Source organism: Arthrobacter sp. Helios, assembly GCF_023167125.1.
Classification (GTDB): Bacteria; Actinomycetota; Actinomycetes; order Actinomycetales; family Micrococcaceae; genus Arthrobacter_B; species Arthrobacter_B luteolus.
Map to the genome: position 1 here is coordinate 1,448,418 of NZ_CP095402.1, position 15,126 is coordinate 1,463,543.

Annotated in this window: 16 protein-coding genes; 13 read left to right on the top strand and 3 right to left on the bottom strand. The window is 65.0% G+C overall.

Annotated features, from left to right (window positions below; translation table 11 throughout):
* Nucleotides 1–36 precede the first annotated feature (36 nt).
* From ArtHe_RS06415 to ArtHe_RS06440, 6 genes are all read left to right on the top strand, one after another.
* On the top strand, nt 37–1,395 hold the full coding sequence (locus ArtHe_RS06415; protein ID WP_248319236.1) for an extracellular solute-binding protein: 1,359 nt from the start codon (nt 37–39) through the stop codon (nt 1,393–1,395).
* A 95-nt stretch (nt 1,396–1,490) separates the two neighbouring features.
* A complete protein-coding gene (locus tag ArtHe_RS06420; RefSeq protein WP_066297748.1) occupies nt 1,491–2,468 on the top strand; it encodes a sugar ABC transporter permease in 978 nt (325 codons plus the stop codon).
* Nucleotides 2,465–3,331, top strand: coding sequence for a carbohydrate ABC transporter permease (locus tag ArtHe_RS06425; protein WP_248319237.1), 867 nt, complete (start codon nt 2,465–2,467; stop codon nt 3,329–3,331). The genes ArtHe_RS06420 and ArtHe_RS06425 overlap by 4 nt, the downstream gene beginning before the upstream one ends.
* Nucleotides 3,328–4,836 carry a glycoside hydrolase family 3 N-terminal domain-containing protein gene (locus tag ArtHe_RS06430; protein ID WP_248319238.1) on the top strand — a complete coding sequence of 503 codons (1,509 nt, stop codon included), beginning with the start codon at nt 3,328–3,330 and terminating at the stop codon, nt 4,834–4,836. The genes ArtHe_RS06425 and ArtHe_RS06430 overlap by 4 nt, the downstream gene beginning before the upstream one ends.
* Nucleotides 4,833–5,795 carry an ROK family protein gene (locus tag ArtHe_RS06435; protein ID WP_248319239.1) on the top strand — a complete coding sequence of 321 codons (963 nt, stop codon included), beginning with the start codon at nt 4,833–4,835 and terminating at the stop codon, nt 5,793–5,795. The genes ArtHe_RS06430 and ArtHe_RS06435 overlap by 4 nt, the downstream gene beginning before the upstream one ends.
* 56 nt (nt 5,796–5,851) lie before the next feature.
* Nucleotides 5,852–6,643, top strand: coding sequence for an SDR family oxidoreductase (locus ArtHe_RS06440; RefSeq protein ID WP_248319240.1), 792 nt, complete (start codon nt 5,852–5,854; stop codon nt 6,641–6,643).
* Between the two features lie 138 nt (nt 6,644–6,781).
* Here the strand turns inward: ArtHe_RS06440 and ArtHe_RS06445 are convergent, their stop codons facing one another.
* Nucleotides 6,782–7,702, bottom strand: a complete 921-nt coding sequence (locus ArtHe_RS06445) for an alpha/beta hydrolase (RefSeq protein ID WP_248319241.1) — start codon at nt 7,700–7,702, stop codon at nt 6,782–6,784.
* A gap of 545 nt (nt 7,703–8,247) precedes the next feature.
* Here ArtHe_RS06445 and ArtHe_RS06450 point away from each other — a divergent pair.
* Nucleotides 8,248–8,595: a UBP-type zinc finger domain-containing protein gene (locus tag ArtHe_RS06450; RefSeq protein ID WP_248319242.1), complete on the top strand. Its 348-nt coding sequence runs from the start codon at nt 8,248–8,250 to the stop codon at nt 8,593–8,595.
* Nucleotides 8,596–8,626: 31 nt separating this feature from the next.
* Here the strand turns inward: ArtHe_RS06450 and ArtHe_RS06455 are convergent, their stop codons facing one another.
* A complete protein-coding gene (locus tag ArtHe_RS06455; protein WP_248319243.1) occupies nt 8,627–9,679 on the bottom strand; it encodes a lysylphosphatidylglycerol synthase transmembrane domain-containing protein in 1,053 nt (350 codons plus the stop codon).
* Between the two features lie 171 nt (nt 9,680–9,850).
* On the opposite strand from ArtHe_RS06455, the gene ArtHe_RS06460 reads away from it, so the two are divergent.
* From ArtHe_RS06460 to ArtHe_RS06480, 5 genes are read left to right on the top strand one after another with little or no spacing between them, the layout of a single operon-like run.
* On the top strand, nt 9,851–10,996 hold the full coding sequence (locus ArtHe_RS06460) for an ABC transporter permease (protein ID WP_248319244.1): 1,146 nt from the start codon (nt 9,851–9,853) through the stop codon (nt 10,994–10,996).
* A gap of 11 nt (nt 10,997–11,007) precedes the next feature.
* Entirely contained in the window at nt 11,008–11,694 is a 687-nt protein-coding gene (locus ArtHe_RS06465) for an ABC transporter ATP-binding protein (protein ID WP_248319698.1), read from the top strand.
* A gap of 24 nt (nt 11,695–11,718) precedes the next feature.
* Nucleotides 11,719–12,312 carry a TetR/AcrR family transcriptional regulator gene (locus tag ArtHe_RS06470; RefSeq protein WP_248319245.1) on the top strand — a complete coding sequence of 198 codons (594 nt, stop codon included), beginning with the start codon at nt 11,719–11,721 and terminating at the stop codon, nt 12,310–12,312.
* Nucleotides 12,313–12,323: 11 nt separating this feature from the next.
* Nucleotides 12,324–12,731: a DUF3054 domain-containing protein gene (locus tag ArtHe_RS06475; RefSeq protein ID WP_248319246.1), complete on the top strand. Its 408-nt coding sequence runs from the start codon at nt 12,324–12,326 to the stop codon at nt 12,729–12,731.
* A 36-nt stretch (nt 12,732–12,767) separates the two neighbouring features.
* Nucleotides 12,768–13,049 carry an Lrp/AsnC ligand binding domain-containing protein gene (locus ArtHe_RS06480; protein WP_066297707.1) on the top strand — a complete coding sequence of 94 codons (282 nt, stop codon included), beginning with the start codon at nt 12,768–12,770 and terminating at the stop codon, nt 13,047–13,049.
* A 163-nt stretch (nt 13,050–13,212) separates the two neighbouring features.
* Here the strand turns inward: ArtHe_RS06480 and trpD are convergent, their stop codons facing one another.
* Nucleotides 13,213–14,259, bottom strand: a complete 1,047-nt coding sequence (gene trpD / locus ArtHe_RS06485; RefSeq protein WP_248319247.1) for an anthranilate phosphoribosyltransferase — start codon at nt 14,257–14,259, stop codon at nt 13,213–13,215.
* A 159-nt stretch (nt 14,260–14,418) separates the two neighbouring features.
* Between trpD and ArtHe_RS06490 the strand changes: the two genes are divergently transcribed.
* The gene (locus tag ArtHe_RS06490) at nt 14,419–15,057 is read left to right on the top strand and encodes a heme-copper oxidase subunit III (protein WP_083521473.1); all 639 of its coding nucleotides are present in this window, start codon (nt 14,419–14,421) and stop codon (nt 15,055–15,057) included.
* Nucleotides 15,058–15,126: the final 69 nt, after the last annotated feature.

Genomic DNA, 15,126 nt, shown 5'->3' on the forward strand with positions numbered 1-15,126 from the left:
TCACCCGGTATTTCAATGACGAAAGGGAAGCTTCAAATGAAAAAACCGTACAAAGTCCTGGCTCTTGCCACGGCCTCGGCGCTGATGCTGGCGGCTTGTGGCTCCGGCGGAACGGAAACCCAGCCCAGCAGCGATGCCTCTGCTGGCGCCGGCAAGGAAATCACACTGTGGCTGGCTGGCGGTGACACCAATGACGAGCTCCGTGACTACCTGAAAACAGCCTTCCAGGAAAAAACCGGCGCCACCCTGGTCATCGAGGAACAGTCCTGGGGTGACATTGTCACCAAGCTCACGACCTCGCTGCCCGACGCGAACAACACTCCCGACGTCGTCGAACTGGGTAATACCCAGTCCCCCACCTTCACCAACGTCGGAGCGTTCGCAGATATCTCGGATATGTACGACGAACTCGGCGGTGATGACCTCCTGCAGTCATTCGTTGAAGTGGGCGCAGTGGAGGGCGCCAACTACACGCTGCCCTACTACTTCGGATCCCGCTACATGTTCCAGCGGAAGGACCTCTGGAGCGAAGCCGGCATTGAGCAGCCTAAGACGCTGGACGAATTCAATACCGCCGTCCAGGACCTGGCCAGCGCGAACCCCCGCGGAATCGAGAACTTCTCCGGCTTCTTCCTTGGCGGCCAGGACTGGCGCAACGGTATCTCCTGGGTATTCGCCAACGGTGGTGACCTGGCCCGCAAGGACGGTGACCAGTGGGTCTCCACCCTCTCCGATCCCAAGACGATCACCGGCCTGACACAGCTGCAGGGAATTTACCGGAACGCGTCCAAGGCACCCGCGGACGCCAAGGACATCACCCCCTGGCTCTACATCAACGACGCGGACGAGATTCTTGACGAAAAAGGCAACCCCACGGGGACGACGTCCCTTGCCGCTGCCACGATCATGGCGCCGGGGTGGGCCAATGGGTCCATCGGTGATCTCGGAACCGGCGAGGACGGCAAGCCCGCGCGTGTCTGGAACGATGAGACCTTCGGCGCCTTCGCTCTTCCGGGCAATGACGGCAAGCCCGCTCCGGTCTTCGCCGGCGGCTCGAACATCGGTATTTCGGCAGCGTCCAAGAACCAGGACCTTTCGAAGGAACTTCTGCGCATTATCTTCTCCGAGGAATACCAGACCATGCTTGGTGGCGCCGGACTCGGCCCCGGCAACCAGAACTACGTCTCCAGCCTCGGCGACGACCAGTTCGCCAAGACCGCGATCGAGGCTGCATCGAATTCCAAGCTGACCCCCGCCGCACCCGGCTGGGCTGCTGTGGAAGGCGCTTCGATCCTCGAAGAGTTCTTCGGCAAAATCGCCACCACGGACGACCTCAAGTCCCTGGCTGAAGAATACGACGCGAAAATCACGCCCATGCTGAACGCCAACAGCTAACTGCAGCAGAGCAGTACAAGCGCGGTGCCGGGACGCCCCCGGCACCGCGCACAGTTTCCGTCGAACTCAGCTCGAACTCAGAAGGAGGCAGGTTTGTGACAACTGTCCATACCCCGCCTGTTGCCACATCGGGTTCTGCAACCACACCGGCTGCAGCCCCCGGGCGGCGTTCCCGCCGCAGGCCACGCCGTGGCTGGTCCGCACCGTACATTCTCCTGATCCCCGCGGTCCTGGTCCTGGCAGCTGCCATGGGATACCCCCTGGCCTGGCAGATCGTCACCTCGCTGCAGGAGTTCGGCCTGGCCCAGCAGTTCGGACAACCACCTGAGTTTGTGGGTTTGCAGAACTACATCCAGCTCCTGACCGACAGCTATACCTGGGCAGTCGTTGCCCGCTCACTTCTCTTCTGCCTGGTCTGTGCCAGCGGCACCATGGCAGTCGGCATAGCACTGGCCGTGCTGATGAAAAGGGTCCATAAGGTCATCCGCAACATTCTGCAGATCGCCCTGCTGCTGGCTTGGGCCATGCCGGTTGTCGCGGCCATGACCGTCTGGATCTGGCTCTTTGACTGGCGTCGGAGCATCGTGAACTGGCTGCTGACTGAGGCAGGGCTGAATTTCCAGGGATTCAACTGGCTGGCTGCTCCGCTTACCTTCTATCTGGTGGCGGCGGTCATTGTGATCTGGATGAGCGTGCCCTTCGTCGCGTTCAGCGTTTATGCCGGCCTGACCCAGGTGTCGGATGAAGTCCTGGAAGCGGCCCAGCTGGACGGGGCAACGGGCTGGCAGCGGCTGGTCCACATCATGATCCCGATGATCCGGCCGGTCCTGGCGATCGTCATGCTGCTGCAGGTCATCTGGGACCTCAGGGTCTTTACCCAGATCAGATTGCTCCAGGACGTGGGATCCGTTCCCAGTGAAACAAACCTGCTGGGCACCTATATCCATCAGCTGGGAACCGGGTCGGGAGACTTCGGCATGTCCAGCGCAGTGTCAATTTTTATGCTCCTGCTGACCCTCAGCATCAGCTGGTTCTATGTGCGCAGAATGATTCGAGAGGACGGTGCGGCATGAGCGTGCTTACCGGAACCACCCGGCGCCGGCCCCCCAGGATCTCAACGGTCCTCTGGAGCGCGGCAGCAGTTTTCGCAGCAGCATGCTGGGCTTTCCCGGTTTACTGGATGCTCAACTCAGCGTTCCTTCCGAACGTCACCCTGCAGTCAGCCACCCCCACCTTCGTTCCGTTCAGCGGCTCCTGGGACAACTTTGTGGCCGTGACTGCCTCCGGGAGCTTCTTCTCGGCACTGGGCGTCAGCCTGGCCGTTACCTCCATCACCGTCGCCTGCTGCCTGCTTTTCGCCTTCTTTGGCGCGCTGGCCATCAGCCGGTTCCGGTTTAGGGGCCGGAAGGGATTTGTGCTTGCTCTGCTGCTGGTGCAGATGCTGCCCGCGGAGGGGCTGTTCATCGCCCAGTACAAAATGATGGCCAGCGCAGACCTGCTTAATTCAGTGCTGGGTATCAGCGTTCTCTACATAGCGGCTGTGGTCCCGTTCACCATCTGGATGCTTCGGGGGTTCGTAACCGGCATACCGGTGGAACTCGAAGAGGCGGCCATGGTGGACGGCCTGACGCGCACGCAGGCTTTTCTGCGGATTACGTTCCCGCTGCTGGCACCCGGTCTGATTGCTTCAGGAGTTTATGCTTTCCTGCAGGCCTGGAATGAGTTCACCGTGGCCCTGGTGGTGATGACCAGTGATTCAAGCAAAACAATTCCGCTGTGGCTGCGGGGATTCCTGCAGTCGAGTGCCAGCCGGGAAACCGACTGGGGCCAGGTGATGGCTGCGTCCACTCTGGTTGCCGTGCCGGTGATCATTTTCTTCCTGATTGTCCAGGGCCGGATGAGCAGCGGCTTGGTCGGAGGAGCAGTAAAGGGATGACCGTTACCCGCCAAGATCATGAAACCGGAAACCTCCGGGCGCTGGTCAGAGGAACCCTGCTTCCCGGTTTCGCCGGATCCCGGCTGCCGGAGTGGCTTGCTGTGGAACTCGAGGAAGGACTTGCCGGAGTCTGCCTGTTTGGCAGCAACGTTGAATCAATCGAAGCGCTGCGCGAGCTGACCGGCACCATCCGCGCAGCGCGTCCCCGCGCGGTCATTGCCATCGATGAGGAGGGCGGGGACGTCACCCGGCTTCACTACGGCGCCGGATCCCCCCACCCGGGCAACGCTGTCCTCGGCCGCCTGGACGACCCAGCAGCGACCTACGCGTCAGCAGCGGCGATTGGCAGCGAGCTTCGCCGCGCCGGCTGCACCCTGAACCTCGCTCCATCCGTGGACATCAATTCCAACCCCAACAACCCCGTCATTGGGGTCCGCAGCTTCGGGGATAGCGTCCCGCTGGTCGCTGCGCACTCAGCGGCCTGGGTGCAGGGGCTGCAGTCCACGGGCGTAGCTGCCTGCGCCAAACACTTCCCGGGCCACGGCGACACCGCCCAGGACTCACACCTGACGCTGCCAACCGTCGATGCTGAACTGGCTGTTCTCGTTGAACGCGAGCTGAAACCATTCGAAGCTGCCATCGCCGCCGGAACAGCCGCGGTCATGACCTCCCATATCCTGGTGCCCGCCCTCGACCCGGACCGTCCCGCGACGTTTTCGCCATCCATTCTCCAGGGCCTGCTCAGGGAGCAGCTCGGCTTCACCGGGGTCATCATGACCGATGCCCTGGATATGCGGGGCGCCAGCGGCGGTATCGGGATACCTGCAGCCGCCGTCCGTGCCCTGGCGGCCGGATGTGATCTGCTGTGCCTCGGCTCTGAAACGAGCGAAGCTGAGTACAACGCCGTTGTTACCGCAGTACTTGAGGCCGTGCGTGCCGGGGAGCTTCAGCTCAGCCGGCTTGAGGAAGCGTGCAGCAGGTCCGCCCGCCTGTTTGACCTTCTCCCCCGGGATGCCCAGGTCGGAGACGACCTGCCCGGCCAGGACCCTGACCTGCTTGTCGACGCCGCTCAGGCCGCCGCCGCCTTCCGCCTGAACGGCACGGCGAAGGATTGGCTGAGCAACAGCACACAGCCCTTCCAGCTCCATCAAATCTCCAGCACCGCCAACCAGGCCGTGGGCAACGTCCCCTGGGGCCCGGCGTCGCTTGACCGGAACGGGGAGCCGGCCACCGGGGTCAGCATCGTTGACCCCCGCAAAGGCCTGCCCTCTCCCCCTGCCGGCAGCCGTTTGGCCCTGGTGGGGCGGAACCTTCATCTGCATCAGCAGAGCCTGCAGCTGATCGCTGAGCTGCGTCGGAGCGGCGCAGACCTCATTGTCGTCGAGATGGGCTGGCCGTCTGCTGACGGTGACCCGGCAGATGTCTGCACCTTCGGTGCGTCCCGCATGGTCAGCGCCGCACTGATGGGCTTGCTCACCCAGGGTCTTCCGCAGGGCGCAAAATGAGGCTCGGCATAGACATCGGCGGGACGAAAACGGAGGCAGTAGCCGCTGACGACGGCGGGGTTGTGCACCGCTGCACGGTACCGACCGGTTACGGCGCCGCCGCCGTGGTCAGCTCCGTCATGGAGGCAGCCGAAGAAGTCCGCAGGGCCTGCGGCCTGCCCTTCGGCGCGTTCGAATCGATCGGAGCCGGGATCCCGGGACATGTGGATCACAGCACGGGGACCGTTTCCCACGCCGTAAACCTGGGCTTCGAGTCGCTGCCGCTCGGGCCGGTGTTGAGCGGCCGGATGGGCACGGCGGTCCACATTGAAAACGATGTCAACGCCGCCGCCTTGGGAGCCCACAAGTGGCTGGGTGCAGGAACAGTCCAAGGTGCCGGGCTGATGGCGTATCTCAACCTCGGAACCGGCCTCGCCGCCGGCCTGGTCAGCGACGGCGTGATCTGGCGCGGAAGTAACGGTGCGGCCGGTGAGATCGGCCATATTCCCATTAGGCCCAACGGCCTGCTCTGCCCCTGTGGACAGCGTGGCTGCCTCGAAACCCTTGCCTCCGGCTCGGCCATTGCACGCTCCTGGCCCTCCGGCGAGGCCCTGCCGGCCCTCGGCCTTGCCCTCGCCGCGGAGAGCGGAGATCCGGCAGCGATCAGGGTGCTCAATGATCTGTACGACGGCGCGGCCGCAGCCGTCCGGATCCTGGCCCTCAGCGCGGGCGTGGGAACCGTCGTCATCGGTGGAGGCCTGAGCGCCCTGGGGGCACCGCTGCTGGCAGGTGTGCGCAGGAGCCTGGACAAAACCGCCGCAGACTCCAGGTTCATTGCCTCACTCGATCTGTCCAGCAGCGTGAACCTGCTGCCGCGCAGCTTCCCGGCAGCAGCCGTCGGGGCAGCGCTCATCGGCGGCCGCTCCAGGCCTGCCGGAGCAGACACTCCGCTGGCGGTTTCGACCCAGCCCGCAACCTAGCCTGCTGCCCGCCCCACCCCCCTATACCATGCCCGGGGCGGGAGTAGGCTCGAAGTATGACAACACGTACTTATATCGTCACAGGGTCCGCTTCCGGCATTGGGTCAGCCACCGCTGAACTGCTCAGGGAACGCGGCCACAAAGTCATCGGCGTCGATCTGCGCAACGCAGACGTCGAGGCGGACCTCAGCACTCCCGAAGGACGGCAGATCGCCGCCGACCGCGCAGTGGAAGCCGCCGGCGGCTCCGTTGACGCTGTTATTGCCTGCGCCGGCATCTCAGCTCCCATCCCCCTGACCGTGTCCGTGAACTTCTTCGGCGTCACCGAGTTCCTGGACCGGCTCACCCCCGTACTGGCACGCAGTGAGGCGCCGCGCGCCGTCGTCGTCAGCTCCATGGCATCCCTGCAGCCAAACTCCCCCGAGCTCGTGGACGCCCTGCTTGCCGGTGATGAGGCCATGGCACGGCAGATCGGCCAGAAACTGGCTGACCAGGGTCCCCAGATCGGCTACCTGAACTACCCCTCCAGCAAGCGCGCCCTCAGCCGCTGGGTCCGCCGGGAATCCATCAGCGAACGGTATGCCGGCAACGGGATTCCGCTCAACGCCGTCGCTCCGGGCACCGTCCTGACCGCGATGACCCGTGAACTGCTCGCGACGCCGGAAGGCGCCAAGATGGTGGATGAGAACGTCCCCATGCCGCTGAACGGGCACTCGGAACCCGTGGTTATTGCCCGTCTGCTCGCCTGGCTGGCCAGCGAAGAGAACACCCACCTTGCCGGACAGACGATTTACTGCGACGGCGGCGCTGATGCCTCCCTGCGCGGCGACGACATCTGGCAGTCTTAATTTCCTGAGCGGCGGCCGTACCCCTCAAAGGGATACGGCCGCCGCTCAGTTTATTGGCGATTTGTCTGGACGAACCTTGAATGCCTGTCGGAGGGCAGTGCCAGCTACGGCCGGTGCCGAACGGCCTTTCCCGTCCCCCTAAGCGGCAGCCTGCAGGTGCTTCGCAGGGCGCGGCTCCGCCGTCCGGCCGGCGGTCACGGCGTCCAGGAAGTTCAGCGTGTCGGCCAGTGCCAGGCGGGCATCCGTCAGCTGGAGCTTGAACTGGTATTCGTGCCCCAGCGCAGGTTTGTGGTTCTTGGGCCAGAAACGGCGGACAACCTGCACGCCGAGCTCTTCGAGCCTGTCTGCCAGGGGCTTGGACTGCTGGTCCGTGAGATAGTCGGCGTTGCCCCCGGAGATGAACGTCGGCGGAAAGTCCGGGCCGACATGGTCGACGATGGACATATGCTCCGCCGCCGGCGTGCTGGACCAGTCCTTGCTTCCCGTGTAGGCCCACAGGGCAGTCCGGAATCCCCAGCCGAGCGGTCCCTTCAGCCTTGCCATGGTCTTCAGATCGTAGACACCGCAGAACAGCAGCATGCCCCGGAGGTGCGCGGGGGCGGCTGCCGGCACGACTCCGGTGCTGCGGGCATATTCCGGGTCGGTGATGATCAGGCCAAGCTGGGCGGCCAGCTGGGCGCCCGCGGAATCCCCTGCCAGGACGATCCGCTCCGGATCCAGGTGAAACTGCCCGGCGTGCTCACGCAGGTAGGCCAAAGCACCGTTAAGTTCGGTCACGGCCTGCGGATAGTTGGCCTCCGGGGAGATCGAGTAGCCGACGCCGACGACGGCGTACCCCTGACCGGCGAGGATTTCCAGGTAGGGTGCCACGTTCTCCTTGCACCCTGAAATCCAGGCTCCGCCGTGCACCCACACCACCACGGGGAGCGGGTTCCGGCCGGCATTTTCGGGCAGGAAAACGTCGAGGCTGGGACGCTTGGACTTCCCGAGATAGCTCAGGCCGCGGTGAGCTTTGACGCCGCCTCCATGAACGTGCTTGCGCAGGGTCCGGAGCTGCACCTTTCCCCCGCTGGAAAACACTCCGCGGATAAAAAGCGCCGATGGTCGTGGGTCTCTGTGTATTGCAGTTGCGGCAAGCGTGCCGGCTGCTGCCACAGCTCCAGCCATGAACCCCGCTGCCGCCAAAGGCAGGATCTTCATTTTTTAAGGCTAGGGCGCGGCGGAAATCACTCTGCCGCGGGTTCCGCGGCGCAGAGCGAAGCTCCGGCGCTGCTGGTGCCGGATTTCACAGGCTCTTGTGCCGCATCCAACTTTCCTGCAGTGTCCGGTGCCGCTTCCCGCCAAATGCTTCCCGGCCGGGTGCCCGGCCGACCCGGCCCGTGGGTCCGGCGTTGCGCGCGCCCGCACTTTGATCCGCGGGCGCCACCCGGCTATTTGGCGGTGCCGCTTCTGGCACGCCCGGCCCGTGGCTACCCTGAGGAAGAGCGGGGCCAACCCCGCTCCGTTCCGGGAAGCACCCTCCCGGCTGGCCCCAGCCGGCAGTTCCGGCAGGTCCGGCAGTTCCGGCAGGTCCGGCAGTTCCGCCTACCCCAAGGAGACCCATCATGGACCCTATTTCCGGCATCGATCCGGCGGCTGCACCCAGCGGGACAGGCTGTGTTGAGTGCCTCCAGCAGGATGGCTGGTGGTTCCACCTTCGCCGGTGTGCCGAGTGTGGCCACATCGGCTGCTGCGATTCCAGCCCCTCGCAGCACGCTTCGGCGCACGAGCAGGCCTCAGGGCATCCAGTGGTCCGCAGTTTCGAACCCGGGGAGGACTGGTTCTACAGCTATCCGGAGCAGGCCATGTTTGCCGGTCCGGACCTCGCCCCGCCCCAGGCGCACCCTGACAGCCAGCCGGTGCCCGGTCCGGCCGGCCGGGTACCGCAGAACTGGATGAGCCTGCTGCACTAGATCCCAGCGCTGCCAGGCCCGGATATCCGTCTCAGCCCGGTCCCGCCCGCCGCCTCCCCTGCCGTGCCGACCGGCGCAGCGGGCCCGCACGCAGCCACAGCCACGCCAGGCCGCCCGCGGGGATGGGCAGCCAGAAGTTTAGGATCCGCCAGGACAGCACGCCCAGGACGGCGGCCGAGTTCGGAGTACCGAAGCTCACCAGGGCTGGAACCAGGACCCCCTCAACCAGCCCGAGGCCGCCCGGAGTCAGCGGTGCCAGGGCCACCAGGTTGCCCAGTGCGTAGGCCGTCAGGAGTTCCCCCGGCGCAAGTACATGCCCGAAGGCGGCAACGAACAACCAGAGACAGGCCGCGTCGAAGACCCAATAGCTGACGGCGAGCATCAGTGCCCGGGCCAGGCGTCCTGGATCCCGCCGGAACATGGCAGTCTCGGCCGCCATGGTCCGCACGAAACGCTCGGCCGCATCCGGCTGGATCACCCGGCTCCACCCGGCGATCCGGCGCGCCGCGTGGACAGCTCCGGCCAGGTGGCGGTCCAGGACGGAAAGGACCAGCGCGCTCACGGCCAGAAGAACCAGCACAATAACGCCGGCTGCTGCAAAATACCGGTTCACCCGCACCTCGCCCAGCGCGCTCAGCAGCCCTGCGGCAAACAGTGCTCCGAGCACCAGGTTCGCGCCCACCACCTGCACCATCGCGGCGCTCAGGGCGTCCTGGGGCAGCACACCCGCCCGGGTCAGGAGGCTGTACCGGACGGCAGCTGACGTGGTGCCCCCTCCCGGCACCGTGTGGTTCACGGCCAGGTCGCTGAGATCGATCCGCAGCAGAGTGAACCAGCGCGGGCGGCGGGCACCCGGCAGCACTTCCCTGGTCAGCGCGCTGTAACAGCACAGCGACACAGCTTCCAGGCAGAACGCAGCCCCAATCAGGACCGGGGAAAGCCCTGCCAGCGCCCGCAGGACGTTGTCCGAGCCCACCAGCTGGGGCAGAACCACGTACTCGAAGATGAGCAGCAGCACCACCGCCGCCGCTGTCCACCGCACCAACCGGGAACGGCGCAGGCGCCGCCAGAATCCCCGGACCACGGTCATCCACCAAGCACAGCAGAGCCGGTGCCAGGGCACTAGGTTCCAGCGGCACTTACGGCAGCAGCTGCCGCTTCCGGTTTTCCGAAGAGCATCTTTCTGACATCATGTTGGTATGTTGCTGACGCACTGTCGGCAACATACCTGCATCCCCACTACCAAGGAATTCCCATGTATCTAGCGCTGCGCGAGCTGCGTTTCGCACGGGCCAGGTTCGGACTGATGGGCGGCGTCATAGCGCTTATCTCCGTGCTGATGGTCCTCCTTTCCGGCTTGTCCTCCGGCCTTGTCAACGACGGCGTCTCCGGCTTGAAGAGCATGCCCGCCACCGCATTCGCTTTCAATGAGGGCACCAAAACAGACAACGCTTTCTCCCGAAGTGTTGTCGACGCGTCGCAGGCGGAGGCCTGGCGCACCCAGCCCGGTGTCGACGAGGTCACCATGATGGGCTCCACCATGATGAACGGTGCCACCGCAGACGGGACCCAGGTGGATCTTTCCCTCTTCGGAGTGGACACCGGCTCCTTCCTGGCTCCCCGGATCGGGGACGGCCGGGGCATCGAAGCCGTCGACGAAATCGTCGTTTCGCCCACCGCCGCAGAAGAAGGAATCGAGCTTGGTTCAGTGATCACCCTGGACCGTATCGGTGCCGAGCTGCGCGTCGTTGGCTACACCGAGGGCCAGGCAACGTTCGGCCATGTCACCGTTGCCTACCTTCCGCTTGGGACCTGGCAGCTGATTGCCAGCGGCCAGTCCCAGCCCGGTGCCCCGTCCGCCGGCGACATCTCTGCGCTGGGCTTCGAGACCGCCAGCACCATCGCCATCAAAGCCGCGGACGGCGCGGACCTGGACTTCGCAGCGGGTGACGCTGCAGCCGGTACGGTGACGTCCACACTGCAGGACTCCTTCGATGCCTCCCCCGGCTACACCGCAGAGACCCTGACGCTGGAGATGATCCAGGTCTTCCTCTACGCGATCTGCGCCCTGGTGGTCGGTGCGTTCTTCACCGTCTGGACGATCCAGCGGAAGCATGAACTCGCTGTCCTCCGCGCGGTCGGCGCGTCCACCGGCTACCTCCTGCGCGACGGAATTTTCCAGGCCGTTGTGATCCTGGCCCTCTCAACCGCGGCCGGACTTGCAGCCGGTCTCGGCCTTGGGGCGTGGATGTCCGGGACAGCGATGCCTTTCACTCTGGAGGCCGGCCCCATTTCGGTGGCCGCATCCCTGACCATCCTCATGGGTGTCCTGGGAGCGGCTATCGCCATCGTCCGTATTTCCAGGGTGGATCCCCTGGCTGCCCTGGGAGGACAGCGTTGAGCACGCAGATCATCACCACCACCGAAACCCTGCGAACCCGCGGGCTGGTCATCGAGGCGGCCAACCTCTCCCTCGGAGACGGCTCCAGCACCGTCAAGGCCCTGGACAACGTGAGCCTGAGCGTTGAACCCGGGGAACTCGTCGCCGTCGTCGGACCGTCCGGTGCGGGCAAGTCCTCCCTGCTCGCCGTCGCCGGCGCGCTGACCACTCCAGACTCCGGACAGGTCAGCGTTAACGGGACCGATCTGGGGAGGCTCGGCAAAGCTGCGAAGGCACGGTTCCGGCTGGAAAACATCGGCTTCGTCTTCCAGTCCGGCAACCTTATCCCCGCACTGAACGCCGCCGAACAGCTCGAGTTGGTGCACCGGATGGCCAAAAGAGGCGGCAGGTTCAACCCGCAGGAGCTGCTCGACGCCGTCGGAATGGGACATAAGCTGAAGGCCCGCCCCGGCCAGCTGTCCGGCGGTGAGCGGCAGCGTGTCGGCATCGCCCGGGCACTGGTGACAAAACCCACCCTGCTGCTCGTTGACGAGCCGACGGCCGCACTGGACCGCAAACGCAGCCAGGACGTCGTGGCATTGCTGGCCAGGGAAACCCACGAGCACGGCGTTGCTACAGTTATGGTTACCCACGATCACGATGTCCTCCATCACTGCGACAGGGTTGTTGAGATGGTGGACGGCCGGCTGGCCAGCTAGAGAATGCAAGAACAGGAGGGCCCTTTGCCCCGCATCACTGCCCCGACGGTCGCCGAGCACCGGGCGGCGCAGCAAAGGGCACTCCTGGACGCCGCCAGGACACTGCTTGCGAAGACGGGTGAGGCCCCCAGCATGGCCGAGGTCGCTGCCTTGGCAGGCCTGGCCAGGCCGAGCGCCTACCAGTACTACAGGTCACGGACCGATTTGCTGAACGCCCTCGTGCTCGACGTTTTCCCGCGCTGGGCGCGCCGGGTTGAGGAAGCCATGGCCGCAGAGAGCCTTCCGGCCGACCGGATCCTCGCCTACGTCCTGACCAACATCGCCCTGGTCGCCGAAGGCGAACACGCAGTCGGAAGCGCCCTCGCTGCCGTTGCGCCCAGTGAGGAACTCGATGCCCAAAGCACCCGTATGCACCAGCAGCTGCTCGACCCGCTGGTCGGCACGCTTGAGGAGATGGGCGCCGAGGACCCCGCCAGCACTGCGGCCCTCATCAACGCAATCGTCCACACCGGGACCCGCCTGCTCGAAGCCGGCGTCCCGCACGAACAGGTGCGCGAACGCGTGCACGAGCTGCTGGGGCCCTATGTCCGGGCCCATGGCGGACATCCACAGGACTAAGGACCTACCCAGTGAAATCCCCGCTCTCCCGTTTCTGGCCCGCCTTCCTGGCCATCGACGTCGTACTCATCATCACCTTCGCGGCCCTCGGCAGGGACACGCATGCCCACGGAGTGGATCCGGCCGGTGTGCTGCTGACAGCCTCGCCGTTTATCGCCGCCTGCCTGGCCGGCTGGCTGGCGCTTCGCGCCTGGCGGCGCCCTGAGGCGCTGTGGCCGGCGGGCGTCGTCCTGTGGCTCATCACGGCCGGCGCGGGACTGGTGATCCGCTTCCTTGCCGGCGGCGGAGTTGCCCCCAGCTTCGCCCTGGTGACTTTCGGTGTGCTGGCAGCGTTCCTGCTGCTGCCGCGGGCCGTGTGCTCCATTGTCACGCGCGGGCACGCCCGCCGGGATTCCACTAGGCTCAAGGACAGGGCCTGACATTCCGCGCCCTGCAGGACCTTCGAAAGGCAAGCAATGATCACCGCTTTCGTACTCATCCAGACCGACTCCGCCCGGATCCCTGAATGTGCCGAGGAAATCTCCGAGCTCGAGGGCATCAGCGAGGTCTACTCGGTCACGGGTGAGTGGGACCTGATTGCCATCGCCCGGGTCCGCCGCCACGAGGACCTGGCCGACACCATCGCGAACCGGCTCTCCAAAGTCCCCGGCGTGATCGGCACCACCACCCAGATAGCCTTCCGGGCTTACTCCAAACACGATCTGGACGCCGCTTTTTCCCTCGGTTTCGACGGCTAATTAGGCTGGCAAAACAGATAGTTCGTTCCCCTAACCCAGCGTCCTGCGCAGCGTTAGGGGAACGAACTTCAAGGGTGACCCAGGTTATAGCGGCACCAAAAAAGAGAGGCAGGCCGCCTGGCCTGCCTCTCTTTTTTGCGGTGACGGGCGCGCGGCGGCGTACTTACTGCGTGACTGCCACCCACCGGTCCAGGGCCGCCCGCGCCTGACCGCTGTCCACCGACTCCTCGGCGCGCCGCAGAGCGGCCCTGAGCCGCTCAGGCAGCGTCCCGTCAGCAGAAGAATCCAGGGCGACCAGAGCTGCGGCCGCGTTCAGCAGCACAGCGTCCCGCACCGGCCCCTTGTCTCCGGCCAGGACGCTGAGCACGACGGCGGCATTGGCGGGGGCGTCTCCTCCGCGCAGATCATCCAGCGTGGCCCTGCTGATCCCAAGATCCAGGGGATCCACCACGGAGCGCTCTACGGTGCCGTTACGCACCTCCCAGACGGTGGAGGGACCCGTCGTCGTCAGTTCATCCAGGCCGTCGCCGCCGCGGAACACCAGCGCCCGGACGCCCCGGGCGGCCAGCACGCCGGCAATAAGCGGTGCAAGGCGTTCGTCGGCCACGCCAATCGCCGAGGCGGACGGACGCGAAGGATTGGTCAGCGGCCCCATGAAGTTGAACGCCGTGGGCACACCCATGTCGCGCCGGGCGACGGCGGCGAAGCGCATCGACGGGTGGAACACCTGGGCGAAGCAGAAGGTGATCCCTGCCTCAACTGCGGCTTCGGCAACGCGCTCCACCGGGAGGTCCAGGCGGACGCCCAGCGCTTCAATCACATCGGCGGAACCCGAGGACGACGACGCCGCCCGGTTGCCGTGCTTAACCACCTTGGCTCCGGCGCCGGCACACACCAGCGCCGCCATCGTCGAAATGTTGACGGTGTCGTGCCGGTCTCCGCCGGTTCCCACGATGTCAAGTGTTTCGCCCGGGATATGGATGGGCCGGGCATTCTCCAGCATGGCCTCAACCAGGCCGGTGAGTTCCTCGACGCTTTCACCCTTGGCCTTCAGGGACACCAGGAACCCCGCGATCTGGGCGTCCGTTGCGTCCCCGGCCATGATCGTGTTCATGGCCCACCAGGTCTGTTCGGTGCTCAGGTCCTCTCCCGCAATGAGCGCGTTGATCAGCGTCGGCCAGGTGTGCTTGGAACTCGGAAACGTACTCACACAACCTAGGTTATCTACGAATTGTAGAAAATGCTGATTTGTTTCCGGAGCGCCAGTTCCGCGCCGTTATTGGGAAGCGGGCCGTTTGGGAACGAATCGGACGCGCCGTTCGTGCGGTTCTGTTGGTGAACTGGGCAGTTTTGCGGCCATAATGTCTATGTGACAACAGCGACCCATGCCCCCAGTACCCCGGCTCACCCCACGCTGAACCGCCCCAATATGGTCTCCGTAGGGACCGTGGTGTGGCTCTCGAGCGAGCTCATGTTCTTTGCTGCGCTGTTTGCGATGTACTTCACTCTCCGCTCCACCTCGGGCGAGATGTGGGAGATCGAAACAGCCAAGCTGAACGTGCCCTTCGCCTTCGTGAACACGGTGATCCTTGTTTCCAGTTCCTTTAGCTGCCAGTTCGGCGTCTTTGCCGCTGAACGGCTCCAGCCGCGCCGTACCGGCGGCTTCTTCCAGATCGCACGTTGGGGAATGGTCGAGTGGTTCTTCCTGACCTTCATCCTCGGAGCGATCTTCGTATCCGTTCAGGCATACGAATACGCGGAGCTTGTTTCCCACGGGATCTCGCTCTCCTCCAACGCGTACGGATCCTCTTTCTACATCACCACCGGCTTCCACGGCCTGCACGTGGCCGGCGGCCTGATCGCATTCCTGTTCATCATCGGACGTGCCTACGCCGCCAAGCGGTTCGGCCACTTCGAAGCAACGTCAGCGATCGTGACGTCCTACTACTGGCACTTCGTTGACGTGGTCTGGATTGCCCTCTTCGTCATCATCTACTTCCTCAAGTAGCCCGCCAGCTGGGCATCACCACACCAGATTCAAAGTGGCACGAGCAACCAAAAGACCACACAAGTTAGG